Genomic DNA, 15,243 nt, shown 5'->3' with positions numbered 1-15,243 from the left:
CCCCCCGTCAGGAGGGGTCGATGACCACGATCGGGATCTCGCGGTCGGTCTTGGCCTGGTACTCGTCGTACGCGGGCCAGTGCCCGGTCATCACCGGCCAGAAGGCGGCCCGCTCCTCGGAGGTGGCGGTGCGCGCGGTGCCCTGGACCACCTTCGGGCCGACCTGGACGCGGACCCGGGGGTCGGCCGTCAGGTTGCGGTACCACAGCGGCGCCTCGTCGGCCCCGCCCTTGGAGGCGACGACCAGGTAGCGGCCGCCGTCCTCGCCGTAGATGAGCGGGGTGCGCACGGCCTCTCCGGAGACCCGGCCGACGGTGGTCAGCAGGAGGGTCTGGGTGCCGTTCCAGTGCTGGCCCTCGGCGCCGCCCGAGCCCACGTACAGCTTGACGTGGTCCAGCTGCCAGGTGCCCGGCCTGGGGTCCTTGGGGTGGTCCCAGTCGATGTCGGTCACGGTGTCTCCCTGCCTTCGTTTCGAATGGTCAACAGCCTCGACAACGAGCGTCAACGCCCCCGGGCACGGCCTGCATTCCGGCTGGGCCGGGCGGGTGAGGCCGTCGTGCGGCGGCCGTCCCCGATAGGCTCGTCGCATGATCGCTGAACTGCAGTGCGTGGTGCTGGACTGTCCGGAGCCGCTGCGGCTCGCCGAGTTCTACGCGGGCCTGCTGGGCGGGGAGGTCAACCGCCCGGACCGGCGCTGGTCGCTGGACCGGGAGTGGGCCACCCTGCACACCCCGAACGGGCAGGTGCTCTGCTTCCAGCTGGCCGTCGGCCACCGCGCGCCGGCCTGGCCCGATCCCGAGCGGCCCCAGCAGTTCCACCTGGACCTGGCCGTCCCGGACCTCGACCGCGGCCAGGCGCAGGTCCTCGAACGCGGCGCCGTCCTGCTGGAACAGGGCCCGGCCACCCGGGACTTCCGCGTCTTCGCCGACCCGGCCGGCCACCCGTTCTGCCTGGTCCAGGGCTGAGGGGCCGGTCCGCCGGTCAGTCCGACGAGCGGGTCCAGCCCACCGCCTCGATCCGGTCCGCGTCCGTCGCCCGGTCCTCGCTGAACAGCAGGCGGCCCGGTTCGGCGACCCGCAGGACGTCCACGTACACGCCGCGCCCCACGTAGCGGCCGGTCGCCGCGTGGCGCAGGCGGAGCCGGACCTCCTGTCCGGCCCGGGCGGGGAGCGGGGCCTCCAGCCGGTGCCAGACGCGGCCCGACCAGCCTCCCGCGCCGCCCGCGGGCCAGGACTCCGGGGCGCCGCCGGTGCCGCGGACGGTGCTGAAGGGCACCGGCTCCCACACCAGCCCGTCGAAGGAGGCCTCCAGGTGGAAGCCGCCCGCCCCGGGCACGGTGTCCCACCACACGGCGCAGCGCAGCCGGGCGCTCGCGGTGCGCGGGGCGACGGGCGGCAGGGTGAGGGTGCCCGAGCCCGCGGTCTCCATTCCCGAGTACCAGGCCGGGCCGCCGTGCCGGGTGCGCACGGGGACCGCCCGGGCGAAGCGGTTCCCGGTGGCCACCCGGGGCGCGCTGCCCGCCCGCCAGGTGCGCACGGGGTGCACGGAGTTGCCGAGCAGGATCAGGAACGAGTCGGTGGAGGGGTCGAGGACGAGCGAGGTGCCCGTGAAGCCGGTGTGCCCGGCGGCGTGCGGGGTGGCCATGGCACCCATGTACCAGTGTTGGTAGAGCTCGAAGCCGAGGCCGTGGTCGTCGCCGGGGAAGGCCGTGTTGAAGTCGGTGAAGAGCAGTTCCACGGAGGCGGGGCGCAGGATGCGCTTGCCCGCGTACGCCCCGCCGTCGAGCAGGGTGCGCGAGAGGACCGCGAGGTCCCAGGCGGTGCCGAAGACCCCCGCGTGGCCGGCGACGCCGCCGAGCGCGTACGCGTTCTCGTCGTGGACCTCGCCCCACACCAGGCCCCGGTCCAGTCCCGACCAGGGCGGCCGCTGCACCTCGGTCGCGGCGGTCACCCGGCGCCAGGACGCGGGCGGGTTGTAGCGGGTGCGGCGCATGCCGAGCGGGCCGGTGACCTCCTCGCGGAGCAGGACGTCCAGGGTGCGGCCGGTGATCCGCTCCAGGAGCAGCTGGAGCGTGATCAGGTTCAGGTCGGAGTAGCGGTACACCGTCCCCGGGGTGTCCTGCGGGCGCACCGACCACAGCAGCCGCAACTGTCCGGCGCGGGTGGGTTCCTGGTAGAACGGCGCCCACGAGCGCAGTCCCGAGGTGTGGGTGAGGAGCTGGCGGACGGTCACGGCCTCCTTGCCGCCGCCGGTGAACTCCGGGAGGTAGCGGTCGACGGGGGCCTCCAGCTCCAGGCGGCCCCGCTCCATCTGCTGCACGGCCAGCAGGGAGGTGAAGAGCTTGCTCAGCGAGGCCAGGTCGAAGACGGTGTCCTCGGTCATGGCGATCCGCTCGGCGGCGGGGAACTCGCGCGGCCGGTCGGTGCGGCCGTCGTAGTCGGCGTAGCGGACGGCGTCGCCCATGGCCCGGTGCAGGGCGATCGTACGGCCGCGCCCCGCGAGGACCACCGCCCCGGCGTAGTAGGGGTGTTCGGGGGAGGGCCCCAGGAAGCGCCGGGCCTCCTCGGCGACGCCCTCCACATGGCGCTCCAGCAGGCCCGCCTGGCGGGCGGAGCCGTAGCGCAGCCGCAGGCCCTGCAGCGCCCGCCGTTCGGCGCCGCCGCCCGCGGCCGCCGCGCCCGGCCCGGGCAGCGCGGCGTGCAGCACGAGCACCCCGCCCAGCGCGAGCAGCCGTGCCCCGAGCCGTCTGCGGCTGAGCCCGCCACCGCCGCCGGCCGCCCCTGATTCCGTACCCGAACCGCCCATGTCCGGCCCTCCTGTTCCTGCCCGCGCACGCTACTGGCTATCTGCCCGCCCACCGCGCACCCTCCGCACCGACCGGCCGTCAAAGAATCTGACACAGCATCAGAAAATCTCTTCCCTCGGCCGCCGCCCTGCGGCATCCTCACCGCCATGGAGACGGAGCTGAGCAAGAAACTGGGAGTCGAGCACGCCATCTTCGGCTTCACGCCCTTCCCGGCGGTCGCCGCGGCCATCACCCGCGCGGGCGGGTTCGGCGTCCTCGGAGCCGTCCGCTACACGGCTCCCGACGACCTCAGGCGCGATCTCGACTGGATGCAGGAGCACACCGACGGCAAGCCCTACGGGCTCGATGTGGTCATGCCCGCCAAGAAGGCCGTCGACGGCATCGGCGAGGCCGAGATCGAGGCGATGATCCCGCCGGGGCACCGGGCCTTCGTCCGCGACACCCTCGCCAAGCACCACGTACCCGAACTCGCCGAGGGCGAAGCCTCCGGCTGGCGCATCACCGGGTGGATGGAACGGGTCGCCCGCGATCAGCTGGACGTGGCGTTCGACTACCCCGTCAAACTCCTCGCGAACGCCCTCGGTTCCCCGCCCGCCGACGTCATCGCGCGCGCCCACGACCACGGCGTCCTCGTCGCCGCCCTGGCCGGCACCGCCAAGCACGCCCGCCGCCACGTCGAGGCCGGCATCGACGTCGTCGTCGCCCAGGGCTACGAGGCCGGCGGCCACACCGGGGACATCGCCACCATGGTCCTGGTCCCCGAGATCGTCGAGGCCGTCGCGCCGCTCCCGGTCCTCGCCGCCGGCGGCATCGGCAGCGGCGAACAGATCGCCGCCGCGATCGCGCTCGGCTCCCAGGGCGTCTGGCTCGGCTCCCTGTGGCTCACCACCACCGAGGCCGACCTGCACTCCCGCGCCCTCACCGAGAAGCTCCTGGCGGCCGGCTCCGGTGACACCGTCCGCTCCCGGGCCCTCACCGGCAAGCCCGCGCGCCAGCTGCGCACCGAGTGGACCGACGCCTGGGACGACCCCGAGGGGCCCGGCGCCCTGCCCATGCCGCTCCAGGGCCTCCTCGTCGCCGAGGCCGTCTCCCGCATCCAGAAGTACGAGGTCCAGCCGCTGCTCGGCACCCCCGTCGGCCAGATCGTCGGCCGGATGAACAGCGAACGCGGCGTCCGGGCCGTCTTCGACGAACTCACCAGCGGCTTCGAGCGTGCCATCGACCGCGTCAACCGCATCGCCGGCCGCGCCTGAGAGGTGTGATCAGCATGAGTGACCAGCCCCCCAACGGATTCTGGGCCCAGGCGGCCGCCGACCCGGGCCGGACCGTCCTCGTCACCCCCGAGGGCGAGGAATGGTCCGCCGGACGGCTGCACGCCGACGTCAACCGCCTCGTCCACGGCCTGCGCGCCGCCGGACTCGGCCCCGGCGACGCCCTCGCCGTCGTCCTGCCCAACGGCGTCGAGTTCCTGACCGCCTACCTCGCCGCCTCCCAGGCCGGCCTCTACCTCGTCCCGGTCAACCACCACCTCGTCGGCCCCGAGATCGCCTGGATCGTCTCCGACTCCGGCGCCAAGGTCCTCATCGCCCACGAACGGTTCGCCGACGCCGCCACCGCGGCCGCCGACGAGGCCGCCCTGCCCGCCGGGCACCGCTACGCCGTGGGAGCCGTCCCGGGCTTCCGCCCGTACGCCGAACTCCTCGACGGGCAGCCCGCGACCCCGCCCGGGGACCGCACCCTCGGCTGGGTCATGAACTACACCTCCGGGACCACGGGCCGTCCGCGCGGCATCCGCCGTCCGCTGCCCGGCAAGCTCCCCGAGGAGACCTACCTCGGAGGTTTCCTCGGCATCTTCGGCGTCCGCCCCTTCGACGGCAACGTCCACCTCGTCTGCTCGCCGCTCTACCACACGGCCGTGCTCCAGTTCGCGGGCGCTTCCCTGCACATCGGGCACCCGCTGGTGCTGATGGACAAGTGGAGCCCCGAGGAGATGCTGCGCCTGATCGACCGCCACGCCTGCACCCACACCCACATGGTCCCCACCCAGTTCCACCGCCTGCTCGCGCTCCCGCAGGAGACGAAGGACGCCTACGACGTCTCCTCCATGCGGCACGCCATCCACGGCGCCGCCCCCTGCCCCGACCACGTCAAACGGGCGATGATCGACTGGTGGGGCCGGTGCGTGGAGGAGTACTACGCGGCCAGCGAGGGCGGCGGCGCCTTCGCCACCGCCGAGGACTGGCTGAAGAAACCGGGAACCGTCGGCCGTGCCTGGCCGATCAGCGAACTCGCCGTCTTCGACGACGACGGCAACCGCCTGCCCCCGGGCGAACTCGGCACGGTCTACATCAAGATGAACACCGGCGGCTTCAGCTACCACAAGGACGAGGGCAAGACGAAGAAGAACCGCATCGGCGACTTCTTCACCGTCGGCGACCTCGGCCTGCTCGACGAAGAGGGCTACCTCTTCCTCCGCGACCGCAAGATCGACATGATCATCTCCGGCGGGGTGAACATCTACCCGGCCGAGATCGAGTCGGCCCTGCTCACCCATCCGGCGGTCGCGGACGCGGCGGCCTTCGGGATCCCCCACGAGTCCTGGGGCGAGGAGGTCAAGGCCGTCATCGAGCCCGCCGAGGGCTTCGAGGCCGGTGACGCGCTCGCCGCCGAGATCCTGCACCACTGCGCACAGCGGCTGGCCGGCTACAAGCGCCCCAAGTCGGTCGACTTCATCGAGACGATGCCCCGCGACCCGAACGGCAAGCTCTACAAGCGGCGGCTGCGCGACCCCTACTGGGAGGGCCGCCAACGCGCCGTGTGAGCGGGCCCGCCACGCCCGGGGGCGGCGTGAGAAGTGCCACGTCAGCCCCCTCGGGGCGTGGTGCGCGCCGCACCGGGAGGACACTTCTGGCAAGTTGGCTGATATGAGTACGGCAACGCACAGATCACCCCTGACCGACTGGACCGTGCTGGTCCCCGTGGTGGCGCTGATCGCGCTCGTCCTCAGCTGGGGGCGCGACCTACCCGGCTTCGCGGTGGCGCTCGTCGCCGTCTGTCTGGCCGGGGCGGTCCTGGCCGCCGTCCACCACGCCGAGGTCGTCGCCCACCGGGTCGGCGAGCCCTTCGGCTCGCTCGTCCTCGCCGTTGCCGTCACCGTCATCGAAGTGGCGCTCATCGTCACCCTGATGGCCGACGGCGGAGACAAGACGGCCTCCCTGGCCCGGGACACCGTCTTCGCCGCCGTCATGATCACCTGCAACGGCATCGTCGGCCTGTCCCTGCTCGTCGGGGCGCTGCGCAACCGGGTGGCCGTGTTCAACGCGGAGGGTTCCGGCGCCGCCCTGGCCACCGTCGCCACCCTCGCCGTACTGAGCCTCGTCCTGCCGACCTTCACGACCAGCAAGCCCGGACCCGAGTTCTCCAGCGCCCAGCTGACCTTCGCCGCCGTCGCCTCGCTGGCCCTCTACGGCCTGTTCATCGCCGTCCAGACCGTCCGTCACCGGGACTACTTCCTGCCGGTGGAGGCGCACGGCGGTGCGCGGGAGGGGGCCGGAGCCCCCGCCGGAGCCCCCGCCGGCGCCGAAGGGGACGGAATCGGGGACGGGGACCACGCCGCCCCGCCCACCTCCCGCGCGGCCCTGGTCAGCCTCGGTCTGCTGCTCGTCGCACTCATCGCCGTGGTCGGCGACGCCAAGGCCGTCTCGCCCACCATCGAGGCGGGCGTCGCCAGCGCCGGCCTGCCCAACGCCGTCGTCGGTGTGATCATCGCCCTGCTCGTGCTGGCGCCCGAGACGCTCGCCGCGGTCCGCGCCGCCCGCCGCGGCCGCGTCCAGACCAGCCTCAACCTGGGCTACGGGTCGGCCATCGCCAGCATCGGACTGACCATCCCGGTCATCGCCCTCGCCACCATCTGGCTGTCCGGTCCGCTGCTGCTCGGCCTCGGGCCGATCCACATGGTGCTGCTCGCCCTGACCATCGTGGTCAGCGCCCTCACCATCGCGCCCGGCCGGGCCACGCTGCTGCAGGGCGGAGTCCACCTCGTCCTGCTCGCCGCGTACCTCTTCCTCGCCGTCAGTCCCTGAGCGGCGCCCGGCGGGGCCGCGACGATCCGGCCCCGTCGGCCCCGCCGGGCCGCCCGGATCACCGGTTCGGGTGGTTCTCCGTACCGGTCGATGGTTCACGGCACCCCCTCCCACCAGCTCGTACGACCGCCTCGGTCCTCCGGAACGTCAATCCGCGCGTTTGCCCGTGCTGTTGCCGAATGCGAGAAAAGGGCGGCGCAGGCGCGATTGCCTGAGGCAACGAGGGGAGCAGTACGTGGGCGGTATCACTCTGGAGACGGACGAGCAGGCCGCCCCGCGGCCGGCTCCGGTCCGCCGCGAGAAGCGGGGGCATCCCGATCCGGCCGGCCGGGACGCCGCGGGCGAAGCCCCGCCCGCCGCCGAAGCGGGTCCCCCGGAGGCGTTCGGCCCGCGCCGGGTCCGGCTGGTCTTCTTCGGGCTGATGCTGGCGCTGCTGCTCGCCGCGCTGGAACAGATGATCGTCGCCACGGCGCTGCCGAAGATCGTCGGGGAGCTCCAGGGCCTGGACCGGATGTCGTGGGCCATCACGGCCTATCTGCTCACCTCGACCATCGGGCTGCCGCTGTACGGCAAGCTCGGCGACCTCTTCGGCCGCAAGAGCGTCTTCCAGTTCGCGATCGCGGTCTTCATCGTCGGTTCCGCGCTGGCCGGCTGGTCACGCACCATGAACGAGCTCATCGCCTTCCGTGCGGTCCAGGGCATCGGCGCCGGCGGGCTCATGATCGGTGTCCAGGCGATCATCGCGGACATCGTGCCGCCCCGGCAGCGCGGCCGCTTCATGGGGCTGATCGGCGCGGCCTTCGGACTCGCGTCCGTCGCTGGACCGCTGCTCGGCGGGTTCTTCACCGACCACGCCTCGTGGCGCTGGTGTTTCTACATCAACGTGCCGTTCGGGCTGATCACCATGGCCGTCATCACCGTCGTGCTGAAGCTGCCCAAGCCCACGGTCCGGCCCCGGCTCGACGTGATCGGCGCCCTGCTCCTCGCCGCGGCCTCGACCTGCCTGGTGCTGCTGACCAGTTGGGGAGGCACCGAGTACGCGTGGGACTCGCGGATGATCCTGGGGCTTGCCGTCGGCGCTGCCGGATCGTCCCTGCTCTTCGTGGTCGCCGAACACCACGCGGCCGAGCCGATCATCGCGCTGCGGTTGTTCCGTGACCCGGTCTTCACGGTCACCGCGCTGGTCGGGGCGGTCGTCGGCATCGCGCTGTTCGGTGCCGCCAGTTATCTGCCGACCTACCTCCAGATGGTCGAGGGCGCCACCGCCACGGAGTCCGGGCTGCTCATGCTGCCGATGATGGGCGGGGTCGTCGTCGCCTCCATCGCCTCCGGCCAGCTGATCAGCAGGACCGGCCGTTACAAGATCTACCCGATCCTCGGCGGGGCACTGTCCTCCCTCGGCATGTGGCTACTGTCCCGACTGGAGACCGGCACGACGCAGCTCGCGTACAGCCTGTGGATGGCGGTCCTCGGCGTCGGCATCGGGCTGGTGCTCCCCGTGCTGGTCCTCGCCGTGCAGAATTCGGTGCGGCCCACCGACATCGGCACCGCCACCAGCGCCAACAACTACTTCCGGCAGATGGGCGGCAGCATCGGCGCCGCCGTCTTCGGCACGGTCTTCGCAGGCCGGCTCACCGATGCCCTCGCCGACCGGCTGCCCGCCGGCGCCGGGCTCCCGGACCCCTCCGCCATCACCCCGCAGCTGGTGCACTCCCTGCCGCCGGCCGTCAGGGACGCGTACGTCGCGGCCTACGCCGAGGCGATGCCGCGGATCTTCCTCTACCTCGTGCCCGTGCTCGTCCTCGGCCTGCTCATCGCCTTCTTCCTCAAGGAGAAACCGCTGGTGTCCCACAACGCCCCCGCCGCCGGCCCGCTGCCGTCCGAGGCCCACCCGCAGCCGCTCCCCGCAGAGGTCCCCGCCGCGCGGACCCCGGCCGGCACCTCCCAGCCGGGCGGACCGCCGGTCGGCGGAACCGTCCGGCACCCCGACGGCAGTACGGTCCCCGGCGCCGCCCTGACCCTGATCGACGTGAGCGGCCGTCAAGTCGGCCGGGGCACCAGCGGAGCCGACGGACGCTACGCGCTGAACGTGCGCGGCCCCGGCTCGTACGTCCTGATCGCGGCGGCCGGCGGCCATCAGCCGCAGGCGGTCAGCGTGACCGTGGGCGAACGGCCGGTCGAGCTCGACGTGGTGCTGGGCGGCACCGGGCGGCTGGCGGGCTCGGTCCTCACCGCCGACGGCACCGCGGTCGGGGACGCGACCGTCACCCTCACCGACGTCCGGGGCGAGGTGGTCTCCTCCACCCGGACCGGCCGGGAGGGCACGTACGTCATCTCGGAGCTGGTGGCGGGGGAGTACACCCTGGCCGCGAGCGCCCCGGCGTTCCGGCCCGCCGCACTGCCGGTGACCGTGCAGGCCTCCCGCGAGACCCGCCAGGACGTGGAGCTCGCGGGCGGCGCGTCCCTGCGCGGCACGGTGCGCGCCGGCACGGGAAGGCCGGTCGAGGATGCCCGCGTCACCTTGCTCGACGCGGACGGCAACGTGGTGGACACCCTGACCACCGGACCGGACGGAAGCTTCCGGTTCACCGACCTGCCGTCGGGCGAGTACACGGTCATCGCGGCCGGCTATCCGCCCGTGGCGACGGTCCTGCAGGTCGCGGGCGGCGGGCGCACCGAGCGGGACGTACGGCTCGGGCACGAGGACTGACGGACGGGCGGGCTGCCGGAGTCCGAGCGGACCGTCGCGCAGGGGGTGGCCGGGGCTCCCGGGCCGCCCCTTGCGTCCTGCCGGGCGCGGATGCGTCCCCGCGTGCCGCGTGCCCGCTGATCTCCGTCAACGTCCCGTTCGGTACGCCCGGTTGACGCGCCGATATTGACCTTGGGCGCCGGGCCGGGCGAGGATCGCGCCATGACGGCAGTGCGGGACAACACGGTCGACGGGCTCGTACGGGACAGCGCGCGGCGGGTCCCCGGCCGGGTGGCCCTGCGCTACCGCGACCGGAGCCGCACCTACGCCGAACTCGACGCGGCCGTCTCCACCGGCGCGGCCGTGCTGCGCGGTCGCCACGGCCTCGCACCGGGGGACCGGGTCGCCACCTTCGCCCACAACAGCGACGCCTACCTCATCGCCTTCCTCGCCTGCGCCCGGGCCGGCCTCGTCCACGTGCCCGTCAACCAGAACCTCACGGGCGAGGACCTCGGCCACGTCCTCGGCGACAGCGGGAGCGCCCTTGTCCTGGCGGACCCGGACCTCGCCGGACGGGTTCCCGGGGGGTACGCGGTGTGCGCGCTGCGCGACGCGCCCGGCTCCTTCCTGGCGGACCTGGACGCGCCGCTGCCGTTCGAGTCATCGGCGGACCCGGCGGCCCTCGTCCAGCTGCTGTACACCTCGGGGACCACGGCCCTGCCCAAGGGCGCGATGATGACCCACCGGGCCCTGGCGCACGAGTACGAGAGCGCCGTCGCCGCCCTGGACCTGACCGAGGACGACCGCCCCGTCCACGCCCTGCCGCTCTACCACTCCGCGCAGACGCACGTCTTCCTGCTGCCCTACCTGGCGGTGGGCGCGCGCAACACCATCGTCGACGCGCCGGCCGCCGACGTGCTGTTCGACCTCGTGGAGGCCGGCGAGGCCGACAGCCTGTTCGCGCCGCCCACGGTGTGGATCGGCCTCGCCGGCCACCCGCGGTTCGCGGCGGCGCGGCTGGGGGCGCTGCGCAAGGCCTACTACGGGGCCTCGGTCATGCCGGTCCCCGTCCTGGAACGGCTGCGGGCGCGGCTGCCGGAACTCGGCTTCTACAACTGCTTCGGACAGAGCGAGATCGGTCCGCTCGCCACCGTCCTCGGACCGGCCGAGCACGACGGCCGGATGGACTCCTGCGGACGGCCCGTGCGCCACGTGGAGGCGAAGGTCGTCGACGAGGACGGCGCGGAGGTCCCGGACGGCACGGCCGGGGAGGTGGTGTACCGCTCGCCGCAGCTGTGCCGGGGCTACTGGAACGACGCGGAAGCCACGAAGAAGGCCTTCCGGGACGGCTGGTTCCGCTCCGGCGACCTGGCCGTGCGGGACGCGCAGGGCTATTACACCGTCGTCGACCGGGTGAAGGACGTCATCAACTCCGGCGGGGTGCTCGTCGCCTCCCGGCAGGTGGAGGACGTCCTGTACACCCACCCCGGGGTGGCCGAGGCCGCCGTGGTCGGGCTCCCCGACGAACGGTGGATCGAGGCGGTCACGGCGTTCGTGGTGCCGCGCGGAGAGGTCGCGGAGGCGGAACTCATGGCCTACGCCCGCGAGCGCCTGGCCCACTTCAAGGCGCCGAAGCGGGTGGTCCTCGTGGACGCCCTGCCGCGCAACGCCAGCGGCAAGATCCTCAAGCGCGAACTCCGCGACCGCTTCGCGCGCGACTGACAGACCGGCCCCGACCGCCCCCGACCCGGACCCCGCCTTCCGGTCCTCGGCGAGCGGCGCGGGAGCCCGACGGCGGACCGCGGGACGCAGGGCCTCAGACCCCGGCCGTGCAGAACACGCACGCCCGCCAGAACGGCAGGGCGTCCAGCACCCGGTGGCGTACGCAGGAGGCCACCGCGGCTTCCCCCGGTCCCGGCAGGACGCCCGCGCCGGTCCTCGCGGTCGCGGGGTCGAACCCCTCCACCATCGCGCGGTACGTGCGCAGGTACTCCTCGGCCCGCGCGGGCTCGTACCCCAGTTCCTCCCACCGGTGACGGGACAGCGCCAGATCGAGGACGCGCAGCACGAAGTCCTTGGCCGTGGCCCGCTCCTGCGGCGTGTCCCCCCAATCGAGCTCCGCCAGGCCGAAGCCGACCACCCCACGCCCCATCACGTTCTGGTCCTGGAGCGTCAGCAGGGCGGCGAAGCGGAAGTCCCACGTCCGGCGGGCCAGCGCGCACACGGCGAGCACCAGCACGTCCACGAAGACCGCCGTGCCGCCGTTGGTCATCTCCAGATGCCGGCCGTCACCGCCGTCGAACACGTTCATGTCTCAAGAGTAGAGAGGGGAGCCGGAGCGGGTACCGGGTCGCCCGCTTTCACGTTCCGGACGGCCCGGCCTCGGGCGCGCCCGGGGGGTCGGGCTGCGGACGGCGGGTGTCGCGGAGGTAGTCCAGGGCCTGGCGCCCGGGCACCCGGGCCAGCAGGCGGCCCTCGTGGAGGCCGCGGCGGGCCTCGTTGCGGGCGTTCACGAGCGCCTCGGCCCGCAGCACCAGCAGTCCCGCGAAGGACAGCGCGGCCGCCACCCACCAGGGCGCTTCGGCCAGCGCGGCCGGGCCGGCCGTCAACAGGCCCCCGGCGGAGGCGAACAGGCGTGGAACGGTCATGGGCGGACTCCCCTGATGACGGACGACTGAGCGGAAGGCGCGCTCCGGTTCGAGACCCCGGTCAAGAAATTCCCGGAACCCGGCGATCGGCCGTACAAACGGCGTCGCGGTGGCCAGGATGAGCGCGTCGGTACGGACGCCTCCCGGGGCGTCCCGCCGACCACCGTTCTACGCCCGCCGCACCCCGCCGACCAGGCCCTTCCGGCAGCCGTGAACGCGTGAACGGCAATGAACGGTTCTCAGACGAGGAGAGCGCATGGCAGGACCTGCCGGCTTCCGGCCGCGAGGGCCGCAGCGCCCCGATCCGGCGGTGGCCACACCCGAGTTGAGACCCTGGGCGGTCCTCATGCGCCGGGTCCGCGACGAGCTCTACTCGGAGCTCGACCAGGCCGACCGGCCCACCGTCACCGCGCTGGCCGAGGCCTCCCACCTCAGCCGCTCCTACGTCTCGGAGGTGTTCTCGGCCAAGCGGCGCCCGCAGCTGGGCCCGTTCCTGTCCCTGGTCACGGCGCTCGGCGGCGACCCCGCCGAGTGGGAGCCGCGCTGGCACCGGGCCGCCGCCGGACCGGGGGAGGGCCCCGGGGCGGCGCCGGCGCCCGCTCCGCCCCTGCCCGGGGTCGGGGACGAGGCCGCGGACCCGGCCGGGGGAGCGGAGCCCGGCCCCGGGCCGGCCCCGGCCGACGGATCCACCGGCAACCTGCGCCGCTACCCGCTGCGCAGGCTCGTCCGGGCCGTCGTGGCCCGCGTGCTGATGGCGCTCGCCTGGCCGGTGCGCGCCCGCCGCGACCAGGCCGCGGTCCGGCTGCGCCGCAGGCTGGTCAAACAGGTCAGGGACAGGACGGCCGTCGACCTCGCGCGCGCCGAGGCCCACCACTACCTCCGGCCCCGCTTCGTGATCCTCGCCGAGCCGCCGCGCGAACCGCACTCCGGGCGCGGGCGCCGTGCCAGGACGACCCGCCGGACCGCCCCCGTACCGGTACCGACCCAGGTGACCAACATCCGCGCGCTCTACGAGGAGACCGACGAACTCGTGGTGCTGGGCCGCCCCGGCATGGGGAAGACCACCCAGCTCGCCCGGCTCGCCCACCGGCTGGCCGTCGAGGCGCTGGAGGGCTCCGACGAGCGCGAACCCCTGCACGTCCCGGTGTACCTGCGGCTGGACACCTACCGCGGCCAGCCCGTCGAGGAGTGGCTGGCCGCCGCCATGAGCGACCAGTACACCGGCGTCTCCGGAGTCCTGGTGCGGACCTGGCTCAGCGAGCACCGGCTGGTTCCCGTACTGGACGGCCTGGACGAGGTGCCGGAGGCGGACCGGCCGCACTGCGTCGCCGAGCTGCGGCGCCTGCGCCGGCTCTGCCCCGGCATGGCCGTGGGCTGCCGGACCGACGAGGCGGACCTGCGCCGCCTGGCCCTCGGCATCGGCGCGCTGCGCTACGTCGAGATCCAGCCCCCCGGCCGGCCGGACGTCCAGGCCTTCCTCGACGCCGACCGGGAGGCCCTCGCGGACGTGCACGCCGCGCTGGAGGAGGACCCGGACCTGTGGCCGCTGCTCCAGTCGCCGATGATGCTCGGCTTCATCCGCGTCACCTACCGCAACAGGCCGGCGGACGACCTGCGCGCGCCCGGCAGCCTCGTACAGCGCCGCGGCCGGATCTTCGACGCCTACGTACGGGAGTGCCTGCGGCGCGAGCGCCCGCGGCCGGACGAGACGCCCCGGCAGACGCTCACCTGGCTCACCTGGCTGGCCCGGACCCTCACCGCGCGCGGGGAGCACGTGCTGTACCTGGACCGGCTCGACCTCGGCTGGCTCTCGCGCAGGGAGCAGATGCTCCCCAAGATCCTGCCGAACCTGACGATGTCGCTCTGCGCCCTCGCCCTGCCCGTCGTGTGGGTGGCGGCCGCCGTGCGCGCCGGCGTGCTGCACGCCGACGTGCGCGGCGCCGCCGGCCTCGCCGTGGCCATGGCGGTGACGAGCGCCGTGACCGCCTACCAGTCGGAGAAGCGCTTCCTGGAGCGGGCCGGGGCGGCCGACGGCGGCGTCGGACGCGGGGCCGTCCTCGGCCCGGTCGCGGCCACCGGGCCTGTGATGCTCTTCATGGTGTTCCTGCTGGTCTACGTCGCGCACGTCGATCTGACCGCCCCCGGACCGGTGGTGGTGGCCCTCGCCTACCTGTGGGTGGCCGCCACGCAGATGGAGGCCTCCTTCACCGACGTGTTCCGTCCGGTGGAGCAGATGCGGTGGACCTGGCGGCGCCGCGAGCGGATGCTCTACCCGCCGGTCAAGTTCCACCTCGTGCGCGGCGCGCAGTCCCTGTTGGTGTGGGTCGCCATCGAGTGCCTGCTGGGCTACGTCGTCCACCTGGTGTGCCCGGAACCCGGGTGGACCGCCCCGGCGGCGGCCCTGCTGCTCGGCGTGGTCTACGTCTTCGGCAACCAGTTCGAACCCTCGCTCCAGGAGCGCCGGCCCCGCCCCAACGAGGGGGTCCGGCGCACGGTCCGCTTCGCCCTGGTCCACGGGCTGGCGGGACTGGCCGTGGGCGTCATCGGCCTGATCGCGCTCATCGGCCCGGCCGCACCCGGCCACGACCTGCGCCCGGCCGTCTACGTCGCGACCCTGCTCGGGGCCCTGTTCGCGGTCGTACGCGGCTTCCGGTACGGGGGCCTGGCGATCGTCCGGCACTGGACGATCCGGGTGGTCCTGGCCCGCCGGGGGCGCACCCCCTACCGGTACCGGAGGTTCCTGCACCTGGCGGAGCAGCGCGTCCTGCTCTTCCGTACGGACAGCGGGTTCTTCTTCCCGCACCGCCTGCTCCAGCTGCACCTGGACACCGGGGTCGATCAGCTGCTGCCGCGCGTGGTGCCGTCGCCGCCGGCCCCGCGGGCGCCGGCCGACGGGGCCCGCCGGACGGACCGTTCCCCGGCGGGGGCTCCCTAGCGCGCCCGGGGCGCGGCACCGCGCCCCGCAGCCGTCCGCAGAAGTGGGCGACCGTACTTTTGCAGGTGGAACGTCATGGTCCG

Annotated in this window: 11 protein-coding genes; 7 read left to right on the top strand and 4 right to left on the bottom strand. The window is 73.8% G+C overall.

What is annotated here, in order from left to right; all coding sequences use genetic code 11:
• Nucleotides 1–7: 7 nt before the first annotated feature.
• Nucleotides 8–451, bottom strand: a complete 444-nt coding sequence (locus ACGFXC_RS07995) for a nitroreductase family deazaflavin-dependent oxidoreductase (protein WP_393710617.1) — start codon at nucleotides 449–451, stop codon at nucleotides 8–10.
• Nucleotides 452–587: 136 nt separating this feature from the next.
• Here ACGFXC_RS07995 and ACGFXC_RS07990 point away from each other — a divergent pair, with 136 nt between their 5' ends.
• Nucleotides 588–965, top strand: coding sequence for a VOC family protein (locus tag ACGFXC_RS07990; RefSeq protein ID WP_393710615.1), 378 nt, complete (start codon nucleotides 588–590; stop codon nucleotides 963–965).
• A 16-nt stretch (nucleotides 966–981) separates the two neighbouring features.
• On the opposite strand, the gene ACGFXC_RS07985 is transcribed toward ACGFXC_RS07990, so the two are convergent.
• The gene (locus ACGFXC_RS07985; protein ID WP_393710613.1) at nucleotides 982–2,805 is read right to left on the bottom strand and encodes a serine hydrolase; all 1,824 of its coding nucleotides are present in this window, start codon (nucleotides 2,803–2,805) and stop codon (nucleotides 982–984) included.
• Nucleotides 2,806–2,952: 147 nt separating this feature from the next.
• Between ACGFXC_RS07985 and ACGFXC_RS07980 the strand changes: the two genes are divergently transcribed.
• The 5 genes from ACGFXC_RS07980 (at nucleotide 2,953) to ACGFXC_RS07960 (ending at nucleotide 11,299) form a co-directional block, all read left to right on the top strand.
• Complete coding sequence (locus ACGFXC_RS07980) at nucleotides 2,953–4,059, top strand: nitronate monooxygenase (protein WP_393710611.1); 1,107 nt, start codon at nucleotides 2,953–2,955, stop codon at nucleotides 4,057–4,059.
• A gap of 14 nt (nucleotides 4,060–4,073) precedes the next feature.
• Complete coding sequence (locus ACGFXC_RS07975; protein ID WP_393710609.1) at nucleotides 4,074–5,627, top strand: acyl-CoA synthetase; 1,554 nt, start codon at nucleotides 4,074–4,076, stop codon at nucleotides 5,625–5,627.
• A gap of 103 nt (nucleotides 5,628–5,730) precedes the next feature.
• Nucleotides 5,731–6,888 carry a calcium:proton antiporter gene (locus tag ACGFXC_RS07970; protein WP_393710607.1) on the top strand — a complete coding sequence of 386 codons (1,158 nt, stop codon included), beginning with the start codon at nucleotides 5,731–5,733 and terminating at the stop codon, nucleotides 6,886–6,888.
• A gap of 235 nt (nucleotides 6,889–7,123) precedes the next feature.
• Entirely contained in the window at nucleotides 7,124–9,598 is a 2,475-nt protein-coding gene (locus ACGFXC_RS07965) for an MFS transporter (protein ID WP_393710606.1), read from the top strand.
• Between the two features lie 201 nt (nucleotides 9,599–9,799).
• On the top strand, nucleotides 9,800–11,299 hold the full coding sequence (locus ACGFXC_RS07960; RefSeq protein ID WP_393710604.1) for a fatty acyl-CoA synthetase: 1,500 nt from the start codon (nucleotides 9,800–9,802) through the stop codon (nucleotides 11,297–11,299).
• 94 nt (nucleotides 11,300–11,393) lie between these two features.
• On the opposite strand, the gene ACGFXC_RS07955 is transcribed toward ACGFXC_RS07960, so the two are convergent.
• Together ACGFXC_RS07955 and ACGFXC_RS07950 are read right to left on the bottom strand one after the other, a co-directional pair.
• The gene (locus ACGFXC_RS07955; protein ID WP_393710602.1) at nucleotides 11,394–11,888 is read right to left on the bottom strand and encodes a hypothetical protein; all 495 of its coding nucleotides are present in this window, start codon (nucleotides 11,886–11,888) and stop codon (nucleotides 11,394–11,396) included.
• Nucleotides 11,889–11,937: 49 nt separating this feature from the next.
• Nucleotides 11,938–12,225, bottom strand: coding sequence for a hypothetical protein (locus ACGFXC_RS07950; RefSeq protein ID WP_393710601.1), 288 nt, complete (start codon nucleotides 12,223–12,225; stop codon nucleotides 11,938–11,940).
• Between the two features lie 256 nt (nucleotides 12,226–12,481).
• Here ACGFXC_RS07950 and ACGFXC_RS07945 point away from each other — a divergent pair, with 256 nt between their 5' ends.
• The gene (locus ACGFXC_RS07945; RefSeq protein ID WP_393710599.1) at nucleotides 12,482–15,160 is read left to right on the top strand and encodes an NACHT domain-containing protein; all 2,679 of its coding nucleotides are present in this window, start codon (nucleotides 12,482–12,484) and stop codon (nucleotides 15,158–15,160) included.
• The last annotated feature ends 83 nt before the right edge of the window (nucleotides 15,161–15,243 follow it).

Source organism: Streptomyces sp. NPDC048507 (assembly GCF_043199995.1).
Classification (GTDB): Bacteria; Actinomycetota; Actinomycetes; order Streptomycetales; family Streptomycetaceae; genus Streptomyces.
This window is presented reverse-complemented; position numbering and strand designations above follow the sequence as displayed.

What these genes read in the sequence shown, in the direction of transcription:
- ACGFXC_RS07990 (WP_393710615.1), top strand. Translation starts at nt 588, where the DNA reads ATGATCGCTGAACTGCAGTGCGTGGTGCTGGACTGTCCGGAGCCGCTG.
- ACGFXC_RS07985 (WP_393710613.1), bottom strand. Translation starts at nt 2,805, where the DNA reads ATGGGCGGTTCGGGTACGGAATCAGGGGCGGCCGGCGGCGGTGGCGGG.
- ACGFXC_RS07980 (WP_393710611.1), top strand. Translation starts at nt 2,953, where the DNA reads ATGGAGACGGAGCTGAGCAAGAAACTGGGAGTCGAGCACGCCATCTTC.
- ACGFXC_RS07975 (WP_393710609.1), top strand. Translation starts at nt 4,074, where the DNA reads ATGAGTGACCAGCCCCCCAACGGATTCTGGGCCCAGGCGGCCGCCGAC.
- ACGFXC_RS07970 (WP_393710607.1), top strand. Translation starts at nt 5,731, where the DNA reads ATGAGTACGGCAACGCACAGATCACCCCTGACCGACTGGACCGTGCTG.
- ACGFXC_RS07960 (WP_393710604.1), top strand. Translation starts at nt 9,800, where the DNA reads ATGACGGCAGTGCGGGACAACACGGTCGACGGGCTCGTACGGGACAGC.
- ACGFXC_RS07955 (WP_393710602.1), bottom strand. Translation starts at nt 11,888, where the DNA reads ATGAACGTGTTCGACGGCGGTGACGGCCGGCATCTGGAGATGACCAAC.
- ACGFXC_RS07950 (WP_393710601.1), bottom strand. Translation starts at nt 12,225, where the DNA reads ATGACCGTTCCACGCCTGTTCGCCTCCGCCGGGGGCCTGTTGACGGCC.
- ACGFXC_RS07945 (WP_393710599.1), top strand. Translation starts at nt 12,482, where the DNA reads ATGGCAGGACCTGCCGGCTTCCGGCCGCGAGGGCCGCAGCGCCCCGAT.